The organism is Lentibacillus kimchii (assembly GCF_055381965.1).
Genome location: NZ_AP043934.1, coordinates 1,349,462 through 1,367,410, shown reverse-complemented (window position 1 = coordinate 1,367,410; position 17,949 = coordinate 1,349,462). Strand labels below are relative to the sequence as shown.

Annotated in this window: 17 protein-coding genes; all 17 read right to left on the bottom strand. The window is 43.7% G+C overall.

Features of this window, described 5'->3' with window-relative positions:
• Positions 1-87 precede the first annotated feature (87 nt).
• The 17 genes from rpsO to tsf all read right to left on the bottom strand — a co-directional run bounded on the left by rpsO (position 88) and on the right by tsf (position 17,934).
• Positions 88-357, bottom strand: coding sequence for a 30S ribosomal protein S15 (gene rpsO, locus ACZ444_RS07370; protein ID WP_382357308.1), 270 nt, complete (start codon positions 355-357; stop codon positions 88-90).
• Positions 358-482: 125 nt separating this feature from the next.
• The gene (locus tag ACZ444_RS07365; protein ID WP_464433782.1) at positions 483-1,436 is read right to left on the bottom strand and encodes a bifunctional riboflavin kinase/FAD synthetase; all 954 of its coding nucleotides are present in this window, start codon (positions 1,434-1,436) and stop codon (positions 483-485) included.
• A gap of 9 nt (positions 1,437-1,445) precedes the next feature.
• Positions 1,446-2,342, bottom strand: a complete 897-nt coding sequence (gene truB, locus ACZ444_RS07360; RefSeq protein ID WP_382357306.1) for a tRNA pseudouridine(55) synthase TruB — start codon at positions 2,340-2,342, stop codon at positions 1,446-1,448.
• 84 nt (positions 2,343-2,426) lie between these two features.
• Positions 2,427-2,720, bottom strand: a complete 294-nt coding sequence (rbfA, locus tag ACZ444_RS07355; RefSeq protein ID WP_464433825.1) for a 30S ribosome-binding factor RbfA — start codon at positions 2,718-2,720, stop codon at positions 2,427-2,429.
• Positions 2,721-2,804: 84 nt separating this feature from the next.
• Complete coding sequence (locus tag ACZ444_RS07350) at positions 2,805-3,083, bottom strand: DUF503 domain-containing protein (protein WP_382357304.1); 279 nt, start codon at positions 3,081-3,083, stop codon at positions 2,805-2,807.
• Positions 3,080-5,254 carry a translation initiation factor IF-2 gene (gene infB, locus ACZ444_RS07345; protein ID WP_382357303.1) on the bottom strand — a complete coding sequence of 725 codons (2,175 nt, stop codon included), beginning with the start codon at positions 5,252-5,254 and terminating at the stop codon, positions 3,080-3,082. The genes ACZ444_RS07350 and infB overlap by 4 nt, the downstream gene beginning before the upstream one ends.
• A 20-nt stretch (positions 5,255-5,274) precedes the next feature.
• Positions 5,275-5,574 carry a L7Ae/L30e/S12e/Gadd45 family ribosomal protein gene (locus tag ACZ444_RS07340; protein WP_382357302.1) on the bottom strand — a complete coding sequence of 100 codons (300 nt, stop codon included), beginning with the start codon at positions 5,572-5,574 and terminating at the stop codon, positions 5,275-5,277.
• A complete protein-coding gene (gene rnpM, locus ACZ444_RS07335; protein WP_382357301.1) occupies positions 5,564-5,845 on the bottom strand; it encodes an RNase P modulator RnpM in 282 nt (93 codons plus the stop codon). Before rnpM ends, ACZ444_RS07340 begins: the two co-directional genes overlap by 11 nt.
• 12 nt (positions 5,846-5,857) lie before the next feature.
• A complete protein-coding gene (nusA, locus tag ACZ444_RS07330; protein WP_382357300.1) occupies positions 5,858-7,015 on the bottom strand; it encodes a transcription termination factor NusA in 1,158 nt (385 codons plus the stop codon).
• 15 nt (positions 7,016-7,030) lie between these two features.
• Positions 7,031-7,501 (bottom strand): ribosome maturation factor RimP, encoded by a 471-nt coding sequence (gene rimP, locus ACZ444_RS07325; protein ID WP_382357299.1) that lies wholly within the window; start codon positions 7,499-7,501, stop codon positions 7,031-7,033.
• A gap of 267 nt (positions 7,502-7,768) precedes the next feature.
• The gene (locus ACZ444_RS07320; RefSeq protein WP_382357298.1) at positions 7,769-12,061 is read right to left on the bottom strand and encodes a PolC-type DNA polymerase III; all 4,293 of its coding nucleotides are present in this window, start codon (positions 12,059-12,061) and stop codon (positions 7,769-7,771) included.
• Positions 12,062-12,237: 176 nt separating this feature from the next.
• On the bottom strand, positions 12,238-13,497 hold the full coding sequence (gene rseP, locus ACZ444_RS07315) for an RIP metalloprotease RseP (RefSeq protein ID WP_382357297.1): 1,260 nt from the start codon (positions 13,495-13,497) through the stop codon (positions 12,238-12,240).
• 89 nt (positions 13,498-13,586) lie between these two features.
• Positions 13,587-14,378 (bottom strand): phosphatidate cytidylyltransferase, encoded by a 792-nt coding sequence (locus ACZ444_RS07310; RefSeq protein ID WP_382357296.1) that lies wholly within the window; start codon positions 14,376-14,378, stop codon positions 13,587-13,589.
• Between the two features lie 15 nt (positions 14,379-14,393).
• Positions 14,394-15,155: an isoprenyl transferase gene (locus ACZ444_RS07305; RefSeq protein WP_382357295.1), complete on the bottom strand. Its 762-nt coding sequence runs from the start codon at positions 15,153-15,155 to the stop codon at positions 14,394-14,396.
• A 504-nt stretch (positions 15,156-15,659) separates the two neighbouring features.
• On the bottom strand, positions 15,660-16,217 hold the full coding sequence (frr, locus tag ACZ444_RS07300) for a ribosome recycling factor (RefSeq protein WP_382357294.1): 558 nt from the start codon (positions 16,215-16,217) through the stop codon (positions 15,660-15,662).
• A 2-nt stretch (positions 16,218-16,219) separates the two neighbouring features.
• Positions 16,220-16,942: a UMP kinase gene (gene pyrH / locus ACZ444_RS07295; protein ID WP_382357293.1), complete on the bottom strand. Its 723-nt coding sequence runs from the start codon at positions 16,940-16,942 to the stop codon at positions 16,220-16,222.
• A 101-nt stretch (positions 16,943-17,043) separates the two neighbouring features.
• Positions 17,044-17,934 carry a translation elongation factor Ts gene (tsf, locus tag ACZ444_RS07290; protein WP_382357292.1) on the bottom strand — a complete coding sequence of 297 codons (891 nt, stop codon included), beginning with the start codon at positions 17,932-17,934 and terminating at the stop codon, positions 17,044-17,046.
• Positions 17,935-17,949 lie beyond the last annotated feature (15 nt).

Below are 17,949 nucleotides of genomic sequence, written 5' to 3'. Positions count from 1 at the left end.
TACTGCTTTCATTTTATAGTTAATAAGCGCAAATGTAAATTTCATATGTGTAAGTAGAAAAGAAGCAGGATTTCTCCTGCTTCTTTCTTACCGGCGTAGGCCGAGTCTTTTAATTAAATCACGATAGCGTATGACATCTTTTTTACGCAGGTAGTTCAGCAGATTACGGCGTTTACCTACCATTTTCAAAAGACCGCGTCGTGAATGATGATCTTTTTGATGAACGTCCAAATGCTTGTTCAATGTCGTGATTTCTTCGGTCAGTACAGCAATCTGTACTTCCGGAGAACCTGTATCCGTTTCATGAACCTTATATTCATTGATAATCTCATTTTTACGCTCTTGTGTAATGGCCATCAGGTTCACCTCCATTATTAAATATAGCCCCATTCCCCCAGCAATCGCCGGAGTTACGATTTGCCGAGCGATGGTTTACTTAACCTAGCATACATTTTTTATGTTCAGAATGCAAGATGTTGCGATCATCTTTCGTGATAAAAAAAGTGTCTAATGGCCGTTTCATCTTTTTCCATTTGCTCAATCAGCTCTTCTCTGGTATCAAACTTAACTTCATCCCGCACATAGTGATGCCATTCCAGAACAAGCTCTTCACCATACAGATCTTTGTTATAATCGAATATGTTCACTTCAACAATGGGTTCATTCCGGTCTGCCGTAAAGGTTGGGTTATAGCCTAAATTGGCCATTCCTTCATAGATATTATTCTGCCAAACCACTTTCACAGCATAAACCCCGACTTTTGGCAGCAGTGCATCAGAGGAAATATCCAAGTTGGCCGTTGGAAAACCAATTGATCTCCCTCGTTCATCACCTTTTTTAACGGTGCCGCGAACACTCAGCGTCCGGCCCAGCAGCCGATTAGCTTCTTCCAGATTACCGGATTGCAGCAGTTCTCTTATGCGGGTGGAACTTATTTTCTGTTCATCAGATGTGACCTGCTCTATGATCGTTACATCGAATGCACCCCTTGAGTGATCTTCAAGAGTTCCAGCATTCCCTTTTCCCTTATGGCCATAGGAAAAATCAAAGCCAGCTGCTAAATGCTTAATATTCAATTGAATGATAAAGTGATCAATAAATGCCTGGGGGTCCAGAGAAGCCAGTGTTTTATCAAATGTAATAATGTATAGGCGGTCGACCCCGAGCTCCTGCAATATTTGCTGTTTTTCCGCCAATGGTGTAATGTACTGTACTTGCTGTCCATCGTTTTTTAATACACTGGAAGGATCCGGATGAAAGGTGATCACAGCACTCTCTGAATTCGACTGTCTGGCCTGTGTGACAGCTGTATTGATCACTTTCTGATGCCCTTTATGAATACCATCAAAAAAACCGATGGCAGCAGCCGTTTCCGGCAGTTTTTCCCCCGAAAAGGTATGAGGATACGTTAGTGTAATTGTCCGCAACTTTGTCACCTGCACTTTTTAGTCATCATGAAAAACGCGTAACGGTTTTATCATATGACTGTTTTTTTGATCTATTTCATACAGAGCGATAACTTGCTCATTAAACATGACCAGAAAAGGACCAGATTCCGGCAGTTGGGCGGGCTTGGTCAGTTTTTGACCGTGATAGACCCGTTTTTGTGTCTGTTCGTCAACTGTCGTACGCGGCATGTGTGCAAGACAGCTGCTGATGGGGAGCAACAGCTGCTTTTGTTCATTTAATTTGACAGCCTCTTCGATATCCTGGAATGTAACTGTATTCTCTTGGAGGATCGTTCCTGTCCCCGTCCTGTATAAAGCAGACATATGAGCCGGATATCCAAGTTTCTCACCAATATCAACACAGAGGGTTCGGATGTAAGTACCCTTTGAACAAACAACTTTTAGCCAAAACCGGTTAGCATGCTGCCTCGTCTCAAGCATGTCAAGCTGATGAATGACTGCCTGCCGCTCCGGACGCTGCACTGATTCATGATCCCGGGCATATTCATAGAGTTTTTTGCCATTAACTTTAACAGCCGAGTACATCGGCGCAATTTGTGTTATATTTCCGCAGAATAATTGTAACACGTTTTCGATTTCCTGTTGAGATGGAGACTTCGACACTGATTTTTTTTCAACTGTCCTGCCGTAACTATCTTCCGTTTCAGTAGCAGTTCCAAGCGTCACCTCTGTTATGTAGGTTTTATCTGTATCTGTCAAAAAAGGTGTCATTTTGGTCGCATGCCCGATACAAATCGGTAAAACACCTTCTGCTTCCGGGTCAAGCGTTCCTGTATGCCCAACTTTTTTCAATTGAAATAAGCGGCGCACTCTCGCCACACAGTCGTGCGAGGTCATGCCCTTTGGCTTCCATAAAGGCAAAATGCCATTCATATTACCAGCTCCAATTAGTCATAAACACTGGACAAGGAAAAATCTGACTCTTAAATGAGTCAGATTAACCTGCCATAATACTGCTTATTCATTCAAATCACGCAGTATTCTTTCAATACGATTGCCATATTCATAGGCTTCATCAAATTCAAATGTTATTTCCGGTGTCTTTCTCAGCCGTATGCGCCTGCCGATTTCTGAACGCAGGAATCCATTTGCTTTAGCTAATCCGACAAGCGTATCCTGTTTTTCTTTATCATCGCCAAACACGGTGATGTATACTTTGGCCTGCTGCAGATCACCGGTGACGTCCACGTCTGTTACCGTGACAAACCCGATGCGCGGATCTTTCAATTTTTGACCGATCAGCTCGCCCATTTCTTTTTTAATCTGTTCTGCGACACGATTGGCACGTATACTCAATTTAAATCACCTCAATCAACGGAGGCACATCTTGCTTTATCAGCGACGTTCTGTCTCCGTAATCGTACGTTCGATTTCAATAAATGTGTCAATCAGTTTTAGTGCGGCCTGAAGCACTTGCTCAGCATGTGTTTTATCAGTCGAAACTGTCACGATTCCGAACTTTGTCCGCTGCCATAAATCCTGATAATCCAGTTCGGTTACAGCAACATTCAACTCTTGACGCAGCTTAGCGGTGATGCGTTTAACAACCGAGCGTTTCTGCTTAAGTGAATGACTCTCATACAGCCAGCATTGCACCTCGGCATACATAATCATGTGCGCTCAATTTCTTCCATAACAAAGGCTTCCAGCGTGTCGCCCACTTTAATATCATTAAAGTTTTTAATGGTTATGCCGCATTCGTAATTCTGGGCTACTTCTCTGGCATCGTCTTTATAGCGTTTCAAACTGTCAATTTCACCTTCAAATTGAACGACACCGTCGCGGATAATCCGGACACCTGCATCACGTGTCACCTTGCCGTTCGTTATATAACTGCCGGCAATGGTTCCGATTTTGGATACTTTGAATGTTTCACGAACCTCAGCCTGACCAATAACTTTTTCTTCATATTCTGGATCCAGCATGCCTTTCATGGCAGATTCAACTTCCTCCATCGCCTTATAAATAACACGATGCAAGCGAATATCAACTTTCTCATTTTCTGCGGTTTTTTTCGTGCTGGCATCAGGACGCACATTGAATCCAATAACAATGGCGTTAGAAGCTGAAGCCAAAATGATATCGGACTCTTTAATGGCTCCTACACCAGCATGAACAATCTTGACATTAACGCCTTCAACGTCGATTTTTTCAAGTGATGATGCCAGGGCTTCAGCTGAACCTTGGACGTCAGCTTTAATGACAATATTAATTTCCTTCATCTCACCCTGTCTAATCTGTTCAAAAAGATCATCAATACTGACCTTGGCTGATTCTGTCCGATTTTCCTGGATATGCTGCTGCTGACGTGCTGCCCCAACCTGACGTGCTTTTTTCTCATCCGTAAACTTAAGGAATGGATCGCCCGCCTGCGGAACATCATTCAGTCCGGTAATTTCAACTGGCATCGAAGGATCGGCTGTTTTCACACGTTCTCCCTCATCGTTAACCATCGTCCGGACACGGCCAAATGTATTACCGACAACAACGGCGTCACCTACGTGTAAGGTGCCGTTCTGAACGAGTAGTGTCGCAACAGATCCTCTTCCTTTTTCCAGTTTAGCTTCGACCACTGAACCAGAAGCATTAGCATTTGGATTGGCTTTTAATTCTTCCATTTCAGAAACAAGCTGAAGCATTTCAAGCAGTTCATCGATCCCTTCCTGCTTAGTCGCCGACATATTAACAAATATTGTCTGGCCTCCCCAAGCTTCCGGAACCATTTCATACTCAGTCAGCTCCTGCATAACCCGGTCCGGATTAGCGCCTTCTTTATCGATTTTATTAACAGCAACAATGAGCGGCACACCAGCTGCTTTGGCATGATTAATAGCTTCTGCTGTCTGCGGCATCACACCATCATCAGCAGCGACAACCAATACCGCAATGTCGGTTACCTGGGCACCGCGGGAACGCATACTCGTGAATGCTGCGTGGCCCGGTGTATCCAGAAACGTAACTTTTTTACCATTCGTTTCAACTTGATAAGCACCGATGTGCTGTGTAATACCTCCAGCTTCATCAGCGGTTACTTTAGTATGACGAATAGCGTCCAGCACCGTTGTTTTGCCATGATCCACGTGCCCCATAATCGTCACAACAGCCGGACGTTCCACAAGATCGGCCGGGTCATCCTCCTCAAGATATTTATCAAAGTCTGTATCATCTAAAATAACTTCTTTTTCAACTTCTGTGCCAAACTCGTCGCATAATAATTCGACGGTATCGTCATCAAGGTCCTGGTTTTTGTTAGCCATGACACCAAGCGACATTAATTTTTTAATAATTTCAGCTATTTCTTTATTCAGCTTCTCAGCTAGATCACTGACCGTCAGCGTGTCGCTGTACGTTATTTTAGACGGTGTTTCCTTAACTGGCTTTTGCCGGCCTTTGGACTGCTGGGATTTTCCTGATTTTGAATGCTGCTGTCCGCCTTTTCGATTATTAGCCTTTTGTTTCTTATGTTTGGCTTGGTCACGTCCATTTTGCCGTTGTTGCTGACCTTGACCTTTTGATTGTTTATTGTTCGGCTGAGATTGCTGTTTGCTTTGATTTTGCGACTGTCCAGATGCGCTGTTTTGCTGTTGCTGTTCGTTTCCTTTAGTATCTGCAGCTGCTTCCGTTTTTCCCGAGGCAAACTTTTTATCCAGTTTTTCCATTGTTTCGGTTGAAACAGTTGACATGTGACTTTTAATATCATAATTTAAATCATTTAAATATTGAATGACTTCTTTACTCGACTTATTATTTTGCTTTGCATATTGATATATACGCATTTTGCTCATAGATCCACCCCCAAGATTAATTATCCCAGCAGCGATTTGATTTTGGTAGCGAACCCCGCATCCAAAATAGCAACAGCTACCCTCTGGGATTTTCCAACCGCATTCGATAATGTGTCCCGATCGTCGACAATATTATATGGTATATCGAAAGTATGGCATTTATTTGTTATTTTTTTTCGCGTCCGGGGCCCGACATCATTTGCCAGCAGAACGAGTTCTGCACGCCTTTTTTGTATATCCTGCACAATGGCGTCCTCTCCCAGTGAGCATTGCCTCGCGCGATGGGCCAGTCCGACAATGTTAAGATAGTTATTTTTCATCTGGACCGTCCGTAACAAACTGCCTTAATTCTTCATACACCGAAGAATCAATGGCCGTATCAAGCTGCCGGCTTAGTATGTCATTTTTTTCGGCTTTGTCAATAACAGCCGGGTCATTGGAGAGATAGGCACCACGGCCGTTTTTTTTGCCTGTCGGGTCAACAAAAACGTCGCCTTCTTTATTGCGTACGATACGGATCAAATCTTTTTTTGGTTTCAATTCATTTGTGACAACACATTTCCTCTGTGGTATCTTTTTCTTTTTGACCATGCCAATGCCTCCTTATTCAAACAAGTCTTCATCTATGTCAGAATAGGACACGCCGGCCAGATCATCGTCATCATCGTTAATAGCCGAATAGGAAAAGGCTGACTGACTATCGTCCGCTTCATCAATAAGGCCTTCTTCAAGTGCTTCGGATTCACTTTTGATATCAATTTTCCAGCCTGTCAGTTTTGCGGCCAGACGAGCATTCTGCCCCCGCTTGCCGATGGCCAGTGACAATTGATAGTCCGGAACAACCACAGTTGTTGCCTTATCATCCTCATCAACCAGCACGTCGACAACTTTAGATGGACTCAAGGCATTGGACACATACACAAACGGATCCTCGGACCATTCAACAACATCAATTTTTTCACCTTTTAATTCGTCGACAACGACCTGAATCCGCTGCCCTTTCTGTCCGACACATGAACCGACAGCGTCAATTTCCGGATCATCAGCATGCACAGCTATTTTGGAACGGTCACCTGCTTCTCTTGCAACCGATCTGATTTCAACCGTCCCGTCATATATTTCTGGCACTTCCATTTCAAACAAACGCTTCAATAATCCGGGGTGGGACCGTGAAATATAAATCTGCGGACCCTTACTTGTGTTTTCGACCTTGTTGACAAACACTTTCATGCGGTCGTGCACATAGTACTCTTCTGTAGGCATCTGTTCAGATTCAGCCAATTTAGCTTCAATTTTACCTAAATTGACATAAACAAAGCGGTTATCCTTGCGCGAGATAATACCGGTCATGACATCCTCTTCCCGATCAGCATATTCACTGAATATCACACCGCGTTCAGCCTCGCGAACACGCTGAGTGACAACTTGTTTAGCGGCCTGGGCAGCTATTCGCCCGAAATCTTTCGGTGTCACTTCAACTTCGATAACATCTTCAGCTTCATAATTCGGATCGATTTCCCGCGCTTCTTCAAGAGAAATCTCCTCCTGAGTATTTTCCACTTCTTCAACAACTGTTTTTCGGGAATAAACACGCATTGATGCCGATTCTTCATCAATGTCAACCCGGACATTTGCAGCTGAGTTAAAATTCTTTTTGTAAGCAGAAATCAAGGCGGCTTCCAAAGCCTCCATCACAATATCTTTATCAATGCCTTTTTCTTTCTCTAAATAATCAATTGCATCAAATAGCTGACTGTTCACTTTGTCATTCCCCCTTCACAATGATACCGCCAGTCTGGCTTTGGCTATTTTTTGATACGGTATAGCAACCTGTTTGTTATGGCCTTGCAGGTTATAAGCTATAACGGCTGTTTCATCGTTAAATTCGTGCAGCGTTCCTTCATACTCCTTGTCGCCGTCAATGGGTTCATAAAGTTTAACGTAGACGTTACTGCCCACATTTGCGGAAAAATCCTGTTTAGATTTAAGCGGTCGCTCAACACCTGGTGATGATACTTCGAGAAAATAAGAACCTTTAATCAGATCTGACTGATCGAGCTTGTCACCTAATTGTTCAGAAACTGTCGCACATTCATCAATATCAACGCCGTTTTCTTTATCAATGTAAACACGAAGGAACCAATTCTTCCCTTCCTTTACATATTCAACATCAACCAATTCCAACCCTTTTTCCTGCAGAATAGGTTCGGCTAATTGTTCTGTTGTTTGAACAACTTTAGAACTCATAGAATCCTCCTTATTCAGTTGTTGTTAACCTTAATATAAACCACACATAGTGCATATTATTTCAATTTAAGACACTTCTTAATATAAAACCCCTGCCAGAGGATGGGCAAGGGAAGCTGCGTGGTGCGAAACCAGTTGTATGAATAACGAGTGGGCAAAACCCACTCGTTAGTCCTGCAAATTCCATACTTTAGAACTATAGCATACGTAACGTGATGTTGCAAGAAATGTAATGTCTGACGTTGACAGTCAAAGGCGCTCCGCTGCTTAAAACAGAGATAACTGGTTTTGATCAGCCATTCCTTCAAGACAGCCATGGTTATCCAAATATTCCAGCACCGTTTTGGAAATTTTGCTGCGCTGCCGCAAGTCTTCTTTGGACAGAAACTCACCATCTTCCCGCGCTTTAACGATATTGATAGCGGCATTGGTTCCAAGACCTTCAACAGCATCAAATGGCGGTATTAACGTATAGCCATCCACAATAAATTCGGAGGCTTTTGATTGATACAGATCCACCTTCTGGAATGAATAACCCCGCTCACACATTTCCAGCGCTACTTCAAGGACTGTGAGAAGACTTTTTTCTTTCGGCGGAGCATCATTCCCTTTGGCCATGATCTGCTCGATACGTTTCCTGATCGTTTCGGAACCTTTGACCATCGTATCCAGTTCAAAGTCGCCGGCTCTTACGGAAAAATAGGCGGCATAGAAATAAATAGGATAGTGCACTTTGAAGTACGCGATTCGTACAGCCATTAACACATAAGCTGCTGCGTGGGCTTTCGGAAACATATACTTGATTTTTTTACATGACTCAATGTACCAATCAGGAACACCGTGATTTTTCATTTCCTCTATCCATTCATCTTTCAAGCCTCTGCCTTTGCGGACATATTCCATAATTGTAAAGGCAAGTGATGAATCAAGCCCCTTATACAGCAAGTAAACCATAATATCGTCCCGGCAGCCGATAACATCCGGCAATTCGCAAATGCCGTCATTAATCAGCTCTTCAGCATTTCCGAGCCATACATCTGTACCATGTGACAGCCCGGAAATGATAACCAGCTCGGCAAAGGTGCTCGGCTTCGTATCTTCAAGCATTTGCCGTACAAACCTGGTTCCAAACTCCGGAACACCCAAAGTCCCCGTTTTACAATTAATTTGTTCAGGTGTGACACCTAATGATTCGGGTCCGGAGAAGATTTTCATGACATCCTCATCATCAGTTGGAATCGTTTTGGGATCAATTCCGCTCAAATCCTGAAGCATGCGTATAACGGTCGGATCATCGTGACCGAGTATATCTAATTTTAATAAATTGTCCTCAATCGAATGGAAATCAAAGTGTGTCGTCTGCCATTCGCTATTCCGGTCATCAGCCGGATATTGAATCGGCGTAAAATCAAAGATTTCTTTATCCTCTGGCACAACGATGATGCCTCCTGGATGCTGGCCAGTTGTTCGTTTGACACCTGTACAGCCCTGGACAAGACGATCAACTTCTGCATTTTTATAAACTAATTCATTGTCGGATGCATAGCCTTTCACATAGCCATAAGCCGTTTTGTCGGCAATTGTGCCGATTGTTCCGGCACGATAAACCTTCTCTTCGCCAAACAGAACCTTGGTATAATTATGAGCAACTGGCTGATATTCGCCGGAAAAATTCAAATCAATATCCGGCACTTTATCCCCTTTAAATCCAAGGAATGTTTCAAATGGAATATCCTGACCGTCTTTCGTTAATGGTTCACCGCATTCCGGGCATGGCTTATCTGCCAAATCAAATCCACTGCCGACGGAGCCATCTGTTATAAATTCATGATGATGGCACGTCTCGCAGACATAGTGCGGCGGCAAAGGATTGACTTCCGTTATTTCAGACATCGTCGCAACCAGCGACGAGCCGACTGAACCGCGCGAACCGACTAAGTAGCCATCATTAAGCGACTTTTTGACCAATTTATGTGAGATTAAGTAAATGACCGAGAAACCATTTCTAATGATACTGGAAAGTTCGTTCTCCAGCCTGTCAGTTACGATATCTGGCACGGGATCACCGTAAATTTGTTTAGCACGGTTATAACAGAGATCGCGTATCTCCTGGTCAGCTCCCTCTATCTTGGGTGTAAACAAACCATCCTGCACTGGCGAAACGTCATTGATTGATTCTGTGAGCCTACTTGGATTCGACACAACAAGTTCGTTTGCCTTGTCTTCACCCAGAAACTGAAAACTTTCCAGCATTTCATCTGTCGTCCGAAATGGTGTGTCCGGCAGCGTCTGACGGTTCAGAGCATTGCCGGGCTGTGACGAAATTAGAATTTGCCGGTAGATTTTATCATGGTCTTCCAGATAATGGGGATCACCTGTTGCGATGACAGGCTTGTTCATACGTTCGCCCATAGCCGTCATTTTCGCGATAATATCAAGAATTTGCGACTCATTCTGGACAAGTTCCTTTTCGATCAGGTGACTATAATTCGCAGGCGGCTGCACCTCGATATAATCATAGAATTCAGCTGCTTTTTCCGCTTCATCAGCTGACTTCTGCATCATCGCTTCAAACACTTCGCCATCGTCACAGGCGGTACCGACGAGAATTCCCTGGCGCAATTTCTGCAGAACAGATCTTGGTATACGCGGGACCCGGTAAAAGTAATTAATATGCGCATAAGAAACAAGCTTATACAGATTTTTCATGCCTTCTTGTGTCTGCGCCAGCAAAATGCAATGGGAGGGACGCGACCGTTTGTAAGCATCACCTTCACCCATATGACTATTTAACTGCTGATGGTTGGTGATGTCCTGATTCAGCAATCCTTTAACGAGTTTCCAGAGCAAATAGCCGGTTGCTTCAGCATCATAAATAGCCCGGTGATGCTGGGTAAGTTCAATATCCAAATGCTTGCACATCGTGTTCAGGCGGTGATTTTTAAGGGTTGGATACAAAAACCGGGACAATTCAAGCGTATCGATCACCGGATTAGTCGTTTTAGGATAATCAATCCTTTGGAATCCCTGATCCAGAAAGCCGATATCAAAGCTGGCATTATGGGCAACGAGAATACCATCAGCCATCCACTCGTGAAAGTCTTGTAACACCTTGCCGATTTCCGGCGCGTCCTGGACCATATCATCTGTTATCCCGGTTAAATCAGTTGTTGTGTCCGCTAATGGGTGATGCGGATTAGCGAACGATTCAAACCGGTCGATAATTTCTCCCTGATAGACTTTCACAGCTGCAAGCTCAATGATTGTGTCATAAACGGCGGAAAGCCCCGTTGTTTCCACGTCAAATACAACATACGTCCCCTCAGCCAAATCAGCATCCCGTTCGTTATAGGCAATGGGCACACCGTCATCAACTAAATTTGCCTCGACCCCATAAATAACCTTAATATTATGTTTCTCCGCGGCTGCGTGTGCTTCCGGGAAACCCTGCACACCACCATGATCGGTAATCGCCACTGCCTGATGCCCCCAGCTGGCAGCTTGTTCAATCAATGTCGTTGGTGACATCACAGCATCCATTTGACTCATCGTCGTATGAGCATGAAATTCGACACGTTTACCGCCCTCTGGTGCCGTGTCCTGACGTTTTTCAACTTTGACTTCATGGATATCATTTGCCATCATAGCTAATTCATTGGTGTACATATCGGTTTGAATACTGCCGCGCGCTTTAACCCACATGCCTTCTTGCAACAGTTTAAACGTTTCAGCATCTTCGTCACCTTTGGAAAACATTTTGATTTGTAATGAATCCGTATAGTCTGTCACCTTTAGAATCAATAAACTTCTGCCCGAACGCAACTCCCTGATTTCTGCCGAAAAAACGTAGCCCTGTACGGTTATCCGGCGTTCTTCTTCCTGAATCTCCTCCATTTGGGCAGGTTCATCCTGTATTTTGTAGCCAAGCATCACCGGTTTATCCTGGGCTTCCTTTTGTCTGGCCTGATCACGCTTTTCTTTCTCTTGAACAGTCTTTAAGACAAGTTCCTGATCTTCCTTCGCCTTTTGTTCCTTAAATTTCTGCAGTTCATCTGTTTCCGCTTTGACATCCACCTGCAAACTAAAAGGCGGTGCGCCGATTTTTTCACAAAAATCCTGAAAAGGCTTTTCAAGGCGCTTTTTAATGGCTTTGCCCTCCGCGTCACTTCTTGCCGTTAACATAAGGTTATTATGTTTAATCTCAGGCGTCTGCTGGGATACAAGTTCTTTATAACCTGGCGATAAATCGGAAATGGACTGAAGAAACTGCGACCAATAAGCAACAATTGTCTCACTATCTGTCTGTTTTTCCACTGTATATAAAGTCAAATCAATGGCTGCAAATTGTTTAAATGTCTCCTGCAATCGGGATGAGAACAGCGCATATACGTCAGTCGGCAGCAAATGGTTGACTTGTATATGAAAATGCCAAAGCTGTGTTCGTTTATGCACTTCCAGCTTAACTAATTGACTGTCCTGAAAATGATCACTGACAGTCTCTTCGGGAATCCCCAACTGCTGCAGCAATAGTGTCATTTTTTCCTGTTTTGAGATACCCATACGTACTTCCTTTCGATTTTTAATGACTGATGTCCATTATAACAGAAACCCTTGCCGAAAGATGCAGACAAGGGTTCGATGCCTTTTATAAAAGACTTCAGGGATATGGCAGGCCGCGCTATCGTGTCAACTGCTGATAAACAGTCATTTAAACGCTCTTACCAGGCTGTCTGGCGCTACAAAAATAACCGCTGTATATCATTCCACGTGACGACAATCATGAGCAGCATCAAAAGAGCAAAGCCGATAAAATGAACAACGCCCTCTTTCTGTGGATCCACCGGCTTGCCGCGAACAGCTTCAATCCCAACAAACAATAAGCGGCCGCCATCCAGAGCTGGAATTGGTACTAAATTCACAATTCCCAAGTTCACACTGAGAATCGCCGTCCACATTGCGAATGTCGCGAAGCCTGACTGGACAACCTGATTCGTCGCGTCATAAATACCTACAGGACCGGACAGAACTTCAAGAGAATATTGGCCGGTAACGAGTTTAAACAGATTTGTCAGAATCAGTTTTGTTGTATCGTAAGCTTTTTCAAATCCATACGTAAATGACCCAAAGAACGATCTCTCAAATGCATGGTCAACACCTACCTGGCCAATAGCCATCCCCTGTCTTTCTAATTTATCAGGTGTTATGGTCACCATTTCCGTGCTGTCATCGCGCTGAAGTGTCATTGATAATTCGTCTCCTGGATGATCCTGGACGATTTTTGTGAATTTATCCCATGTGCTGACGGGGGTGCCATCAATCTGAATGACTTCATCCCCAGACTGAAGGCCAGCCGTATCAGCGGGACTGTCTGCTTTAATATCAGTTACTTTAGCTTCGTCGACAGGTATACCCTGGACTAACCCAATGACAATGAAAATAACAATGGCCAGCAGGAAATTCATCATAGGTCCTGCAAACAGCTGCATAGCCCGTTTACCGGTGCTTTTTGAGGCGAATTGTCTGTCATAAGGAGCAATTTGCGTTTCTTCCTCATCCATTATAAAAGAGGCTTTGCGATCCACCTCAAACGTGAATTTTTCATCCTCCTCATCCGGTTCATACCCTTCAATGACCAGCTCATGATCCAGGTCAGTATGTTCCAGCTCGACAACACGTGCCTGAGGATGTTTTGCTTTGTTATTTACAATAATTTTATTGACATTTCCCTCGTCATTAAATTCCAATCCGACCTGCTGACCTGGTTTCAGATCAATAATTTCCGGGTCGTCCCCGGCCACTCGCACATAACCGCCAACGGGGAGCAAACGGATCGTATAAACCGTCTCATTTTTCATGAAAGTGAATACCTTTGGTCCAAATCCGATAGCAAATTCACGTGCCAGCATGCCGGCCCGCTTGGCAAAAATCAAATGGCCGAATTCATGAATAAAAACAAGCAGACCAAACATACAAATAAAAGCTATGATTGTGGTCAATCGCAGCACCTTCCTTTTGATAATAAGGGTAAGGATTGAACGTTTCGTCCGAATCGATTATCGTCCTGAAACAAACAATTGCCGTTATCCTAGGCAAAAAATTGGATGACATGAAGCAGTGGTAAAACAAACACAAGGCTGTCCAGCCGGTCGAGAATACCGCCATGACCCGGCAGTATTTTTCCGGAGTCTTTCACATCATAATGCCGTTTGTAGGCAGACTCCACCAGATCACCAATCTGACCGGCCGCTGAAGTAAGTATCGTCACCATGATCACCGTTATCATACCATACGAAAACGGGAAGACAATATGAAAAACAATGCCAACAATGACAGACAGAATGACACCGCCAGCTGCCCCTTCAATCGTCTTATTCGGGCTGATTTCCGGCCAGAGTTTGTGCTTTCCAAGTGTACGTCCGCAAAAATAAGCACCTATATCCGTCGTCCAGATCACAAGCAGCACATAAAAGATATTGGTCAACCCCGTAACGCCAGTACCATCACGAGTTACCATCAGGTAGAAAAAGCCCATTCCGACATAAATAACCGTCAATAGGACAAAACCAGCATCGTCAAATGTAAATGTATTCTTAGACAGCACCGTATATGCCAGTAAAAGTAATGCCAGCACTGTGATCATTTCTGTTTTATGAAAGGTTTCCAGAAAATCAGCTGATCCAGGCAGCATAATAAGCCATAAACCTATAACAGCAGCGATTATCGGAAAAAAGCTCATTGTCCGGCGCATACGGACCAACTCTAAGAGTGCAATCGAGGCGAGCAAATAAACCAGCACATTAAAGGCCGTACCGCCAATCACGACAAAAGGTATAAAAATAACAAATGCTGCAATAGCTGTCAGAATGCGTTGTTTCATATCATGTTCATCTCCTTAAACGCCGCCGTATCGCCTTTTCCGTTGCTGATAATCAGTAAGAGCCTGCCTGAATGTATCTGCCGTAAAATCGGGCCATAAAATATCTGTAAACCAGAGTTCAGAATAAGCACACTGCCATAACAGAAAATTGCTCAGACGCTGTTCACCGCTTGTGCGGATTAACAAATCCGGATCCGACAAGTTGTTTGTGTAAAGATACCGGGACACCACATCCTCATCCAGTTCATCGAGTGAGAGAGCTGAATCATCCACATCCGCAGCGATTTGTTTGATCGCTTCAATCATTTCATATCGGCTGCCATAGTTTAGAGCAAAATTCAGTAATAAACCATCATTCATCATTGTCTTAGACTTAGCGTCATTCACAGCATCTTTCGTATGATCTGGCAGAACAGTTGAATCACCTATTGTTTCAACCCGTACATTATTTTCGATCAGCTCGGGCAAGTAGATATGTAAGAACTCTTTCGGCAGACTCAGCAAATAATTCACCTCTGACGTTGGCCGCCGCCAATTTTCTGTCGAGAAAGCATATAATGTCAGAGTTTCGATATCGCTGTTGGCTGCTGCTTTGGCCACGTCACGGACAACATCCATACCTGCTTTATGACCAGCTATGCGCGGCAATCCCCGTTTTTTGGCCCATCGTCCATTACCGTCCATTATCACAGCGACATGCCTTGGCATATTATCTGAATCAGATGTTTCATTCGCCTTCGATTCTTTCTGTTTAAAAAAGGGAATTTTCATTGACATAATTTGTCCTCCGATATCACTGATAATGCTAACGCACTCTGCAATCCTAACCACCGTTAACTGCCAACCAGCTAATAACAGGCCAGTGTATTTTTCTATTAGGGTAAGTCACCATTATATCACGTTCAGTCAAAGATTTTATAAAGAATTCCTTAAAATATAAGAAAAACCTGACTCAGAGTGAATCATTTAGAGTCCAGCGCTTTTCTTGTATTTTAAACAAAACAATGGTTTTCAAATTCGCTAAACCAAGATAGATGCTGGAAACAAAGGGGCTGGGACAAAAGAGTCTCTTATCAAACAAGCTTGAATAACTAGATTAACCTGGCAGGACCAATCATTTGCTCCGGAAATGGACGTCACTTTCCGCGGGTAGCTGGTGAGCCTCTCTTCCCGCAGGAGTCAACGCATATTTCCTCCCGCCAATCTTAATATTATTCGTCTTCAGGATTGATAAGTACCGTTATGTCCCAGCCTCGTTGCATCTTACCTGCTCAAGGTCACTTAAAACGCCATTATTTCTTTTTCCTTATCTTTGACAAGATCGTCAATTTTCCCAATATGCTTATCGGTTTCTTTTTGCACATCGTCATACGCTTTCTTCAGATCATCTTCCGATAAGTCACCATTTTTTTCGTCTTTTTTAAGCTGGTCGTTGGTTTCACGACGAATATTTCTTACTTGCACACGCGCTTCTTCGGCATATTTCCCGACAACTTTCGTTAACTCTTTGCGGCGTTCTTCGGTGAGTGCAGGAATATTGATACGAATGACGCTGCCATCACTGGACGGGGTTAAGCCTAAATCGGCCTTTTCAATGGCTTTTTCAATGTTCGATATGGCTGATTTATCAAAAGGTGAAATGACCAGGAGTCTTGCTTCCGGTGCTGATATATTCGACAACTGATTCAACGGTGTTGCCGCACCATAATAATCAACCACGACACTGTCCAGAATAGACGGATTGGCCCGTCCGGCCCTTACAGTTGCCATACTTTTTGAAAAAGCCTTTACGGCCTCTTCCATATTATTCCTTGTATCTTTTATTATTTGATCGGACATGATCAGTCCCCCCTTATTCTTGTGCCAATAGGTTCTCCTTGTACAACACGCCTGATATTGCCTTCTTCAGTTATGGAAAAGACGATTAATTGAATATCATTATCCATGCAAAGGGAAGATGCTGTCGAATCCATAACACCCAGACCTTCATTCAGCATTTGCATATACGTTATCTCTGAGTATTTTTCCGCATCCTTATTTAATTTCGGATCATCTGAATAGACGCCATCAACGTTATTTTTAGCCATGAGGATAACTTCAGCTTCGATTTCCGCAGCTCTTAATGCTGCTGTTGTATCCGTTGAGAAATAAGGATTTCCTGTTCCTGCAGCAAATATAACAACGCGCTTCTTTTCGAGATGGCGGATAGCCTTTCGTCTTATATAAGGTTCTGCAACCTGCCGCATTTCAATGGAGGTTTGCACACGTGTAGGGATACCATTTTTCTCCAGGCTGTCCTGAAGGGCCAGGGAATTCATAATCGTTGCAAGCATTCCCATGTAATCGGCTGTCGTACGATCCATTCCCATTTCACTTCCGATTTTGCCGCGCCAGAGATTACCGCCTCCGACGACGACAGCCACTTCCACACCTAGATCAGCAATCTCTTTTATGTGCAATGCTATCGACTGAATGACGCTTGGCTCAATGCCATTGCCTTGTTGGCCGCTTAACGCTTCGCCACTTAATTTTAGTACAACTCTGCGATATTGGGGTGTCGTCATGATTACCTCCATCGGAATGATTTTTTTCAGCATTAAGCTGTTTGCAAGCCAAAAATGAGCAAAGGAGGAGACAGCCTGATTGTTTCTTATCTCATCTTACTTTATTGCTTCATTTGATTCTTGACTTCTTCAGCAAAGCTTTCTTCACGCTTTTCAATACCTTCACCGACGTCGTAGCGGACAAATGTACTGACGGATGCCCCATTATCAGCGACATATTTTTTCACTTTTTGATCAGGATCTTTAACAAAATCCTGCTCCAGCAGACAAATTTCCTCAAAGAATTTATTGAGACGGCCTTCAACCATTTTCTCTACGATATTCTCTGGTTTACCTTCTTCGAGTGCCTGCGTTTTCAGGACCTCGCGTTCATTGCTGACTTCAGCTTCCGGCACGTCCTCTTTTGATACATAACGCGGGCTGACAGCAGCCGCATGCATGGCAATGTCTTTTGCAATACTGTCATCCTGAGTGCCTGATAGCAGTGTCAGAGCACCAATTGAACCACCCATGTGAAGATAGGTGCCAAATGCTTCATTGTCTGTCTTGTTCAGAAGTGCGAAACGGCGAAGAGAAATTTTTTCACCTATTTTCCCGACAGTTACATTAATATATTGTTCGACTGTATCGCCATCCTGATTGCCGTGCAGTTTTTGCTGCAATGCTTCATCGACTGTTTCAGGTTTTTGTTTAACGATATGAGTGCCGATTTCTGACAGCAATTGTTTAAACTGATCATTTTTTGTAACAAAATCTGTTTCACAATTGACTTCCAGAAGTACGGCTGTATTGCCATCTACTTCGATATGGGCCATACCCTCAGCTGCAATGCGGTCAGCTTTTTTAGCTGCTTTAGCCATGCCTTTCTCGCGCAGAAATTCCATGGCGCTGTCCATATCGCCATCCGTTTCCTGCAGAGCTTTTTTACAATCCATCATACCTGCACCGGTTTTTTCGCGTAGATCTTTAACCAATTTGGCCGAGATCGCCATAATGATTCCTCCTTA

Excerpts from the sequence above, each read along its gene's own strand:
- rpsO (WP_382357308.1), bottom strand. The coding sequence starts at position 357 with ATGGCCATTACACAAGAGCGTAAAAATGAGATTATCAATGAATATAAG.
- truB (WP_382357306.1), bottom strand. The coding sequence starts at position 2,342 with ATGAATGGCATTTTGCCTTTATGGAAGCCAAAGGGCATGACCTCGCAC.
- rbfA (WP_464433825.1), bottom strand. The coding sequence starts at position 2,720 with ATGGGCGAGCTGATCGGTCAAAAATTGAAAGATCCGCGCATCGGGTTT.
- ACZ444_RS07350 (WP_382357304.1), bottom strand. The coding sequence starts at position 3,083 with ATGATTATGTATGCCGAGGTGCAATGCTGGCTGTATGAGAGTCATTCA.
- infB (WP_382357303.1), bottom strand. The coding sequence starts at position 5,254 with ATGAGCAAAATGCGTATATATCAATATGCAAAGCAAAATAATAAGTCG.
- ACZ444_RS07340 (WP_382357302.1), bottom strand. The coding sequence starts at position 5,574 with ATGAAAAATAACTATCTTAACATTGTCGGACTGGCCCATCGCGCGAGG.
- rnpM (WP_382357301.1), bottom strand. The coding sequence starts at position 5,845 with ATGGTCAAAAAGAAAAAGATACCACAGAGGAAATGTGTTGTCACAAAT.
- rimP (WP_382357299.1), bottom strand. The coding sequence starts at position 7,501 with ATGAGTTCTAAAGTTGTTCAAACAACAGAACAATTAGCCGAACCTATT.
- ACZ444_RS07320 (WP_382357298.1), bottom strand. The coding sequence starts at position 12,061 with ATGGGTATCTCAAAACAGGAAAAAATGACACTATTGCTGCAGCAGTTG.
- ACZ444_RS07310 (WP_382357296.1), bottom strand. The coding sequence starts at position 14,378 with ATGAAACAACGCATTCTGACAGCTATTGCAGCATTTGTTATTTTTATA.
- ACZ444_RS07305 (WP_382357295.1), bottom strand. The coding sequence starts at position 15,155 with ATGTCAATGAAAATTCCCTTTTTTAAACAGAAAGAATCGAAGGCGAAT.
- frr (WP_382357294.1), bottom strand. The coding sequence starts at position 16,217 with ATGTCCGATCAAATAATAAAAGATACAAGGAATAATATGGAAGAGGCC.
- pyrH (WP_382357293.1), bottom strand. The coding sequence starts at position 16,942 with ATGACGACACCCCAATATCGCAGAGTTGTACTAAAATTAAGTGGCGAA.
- tsf (WP_382357292.1), bottom strand. The coding sequence starts at position 17,934 with ATGGCGATCTCGGCCAAATTGGTTAAAGATCTACGCGAAAAAACCGGT.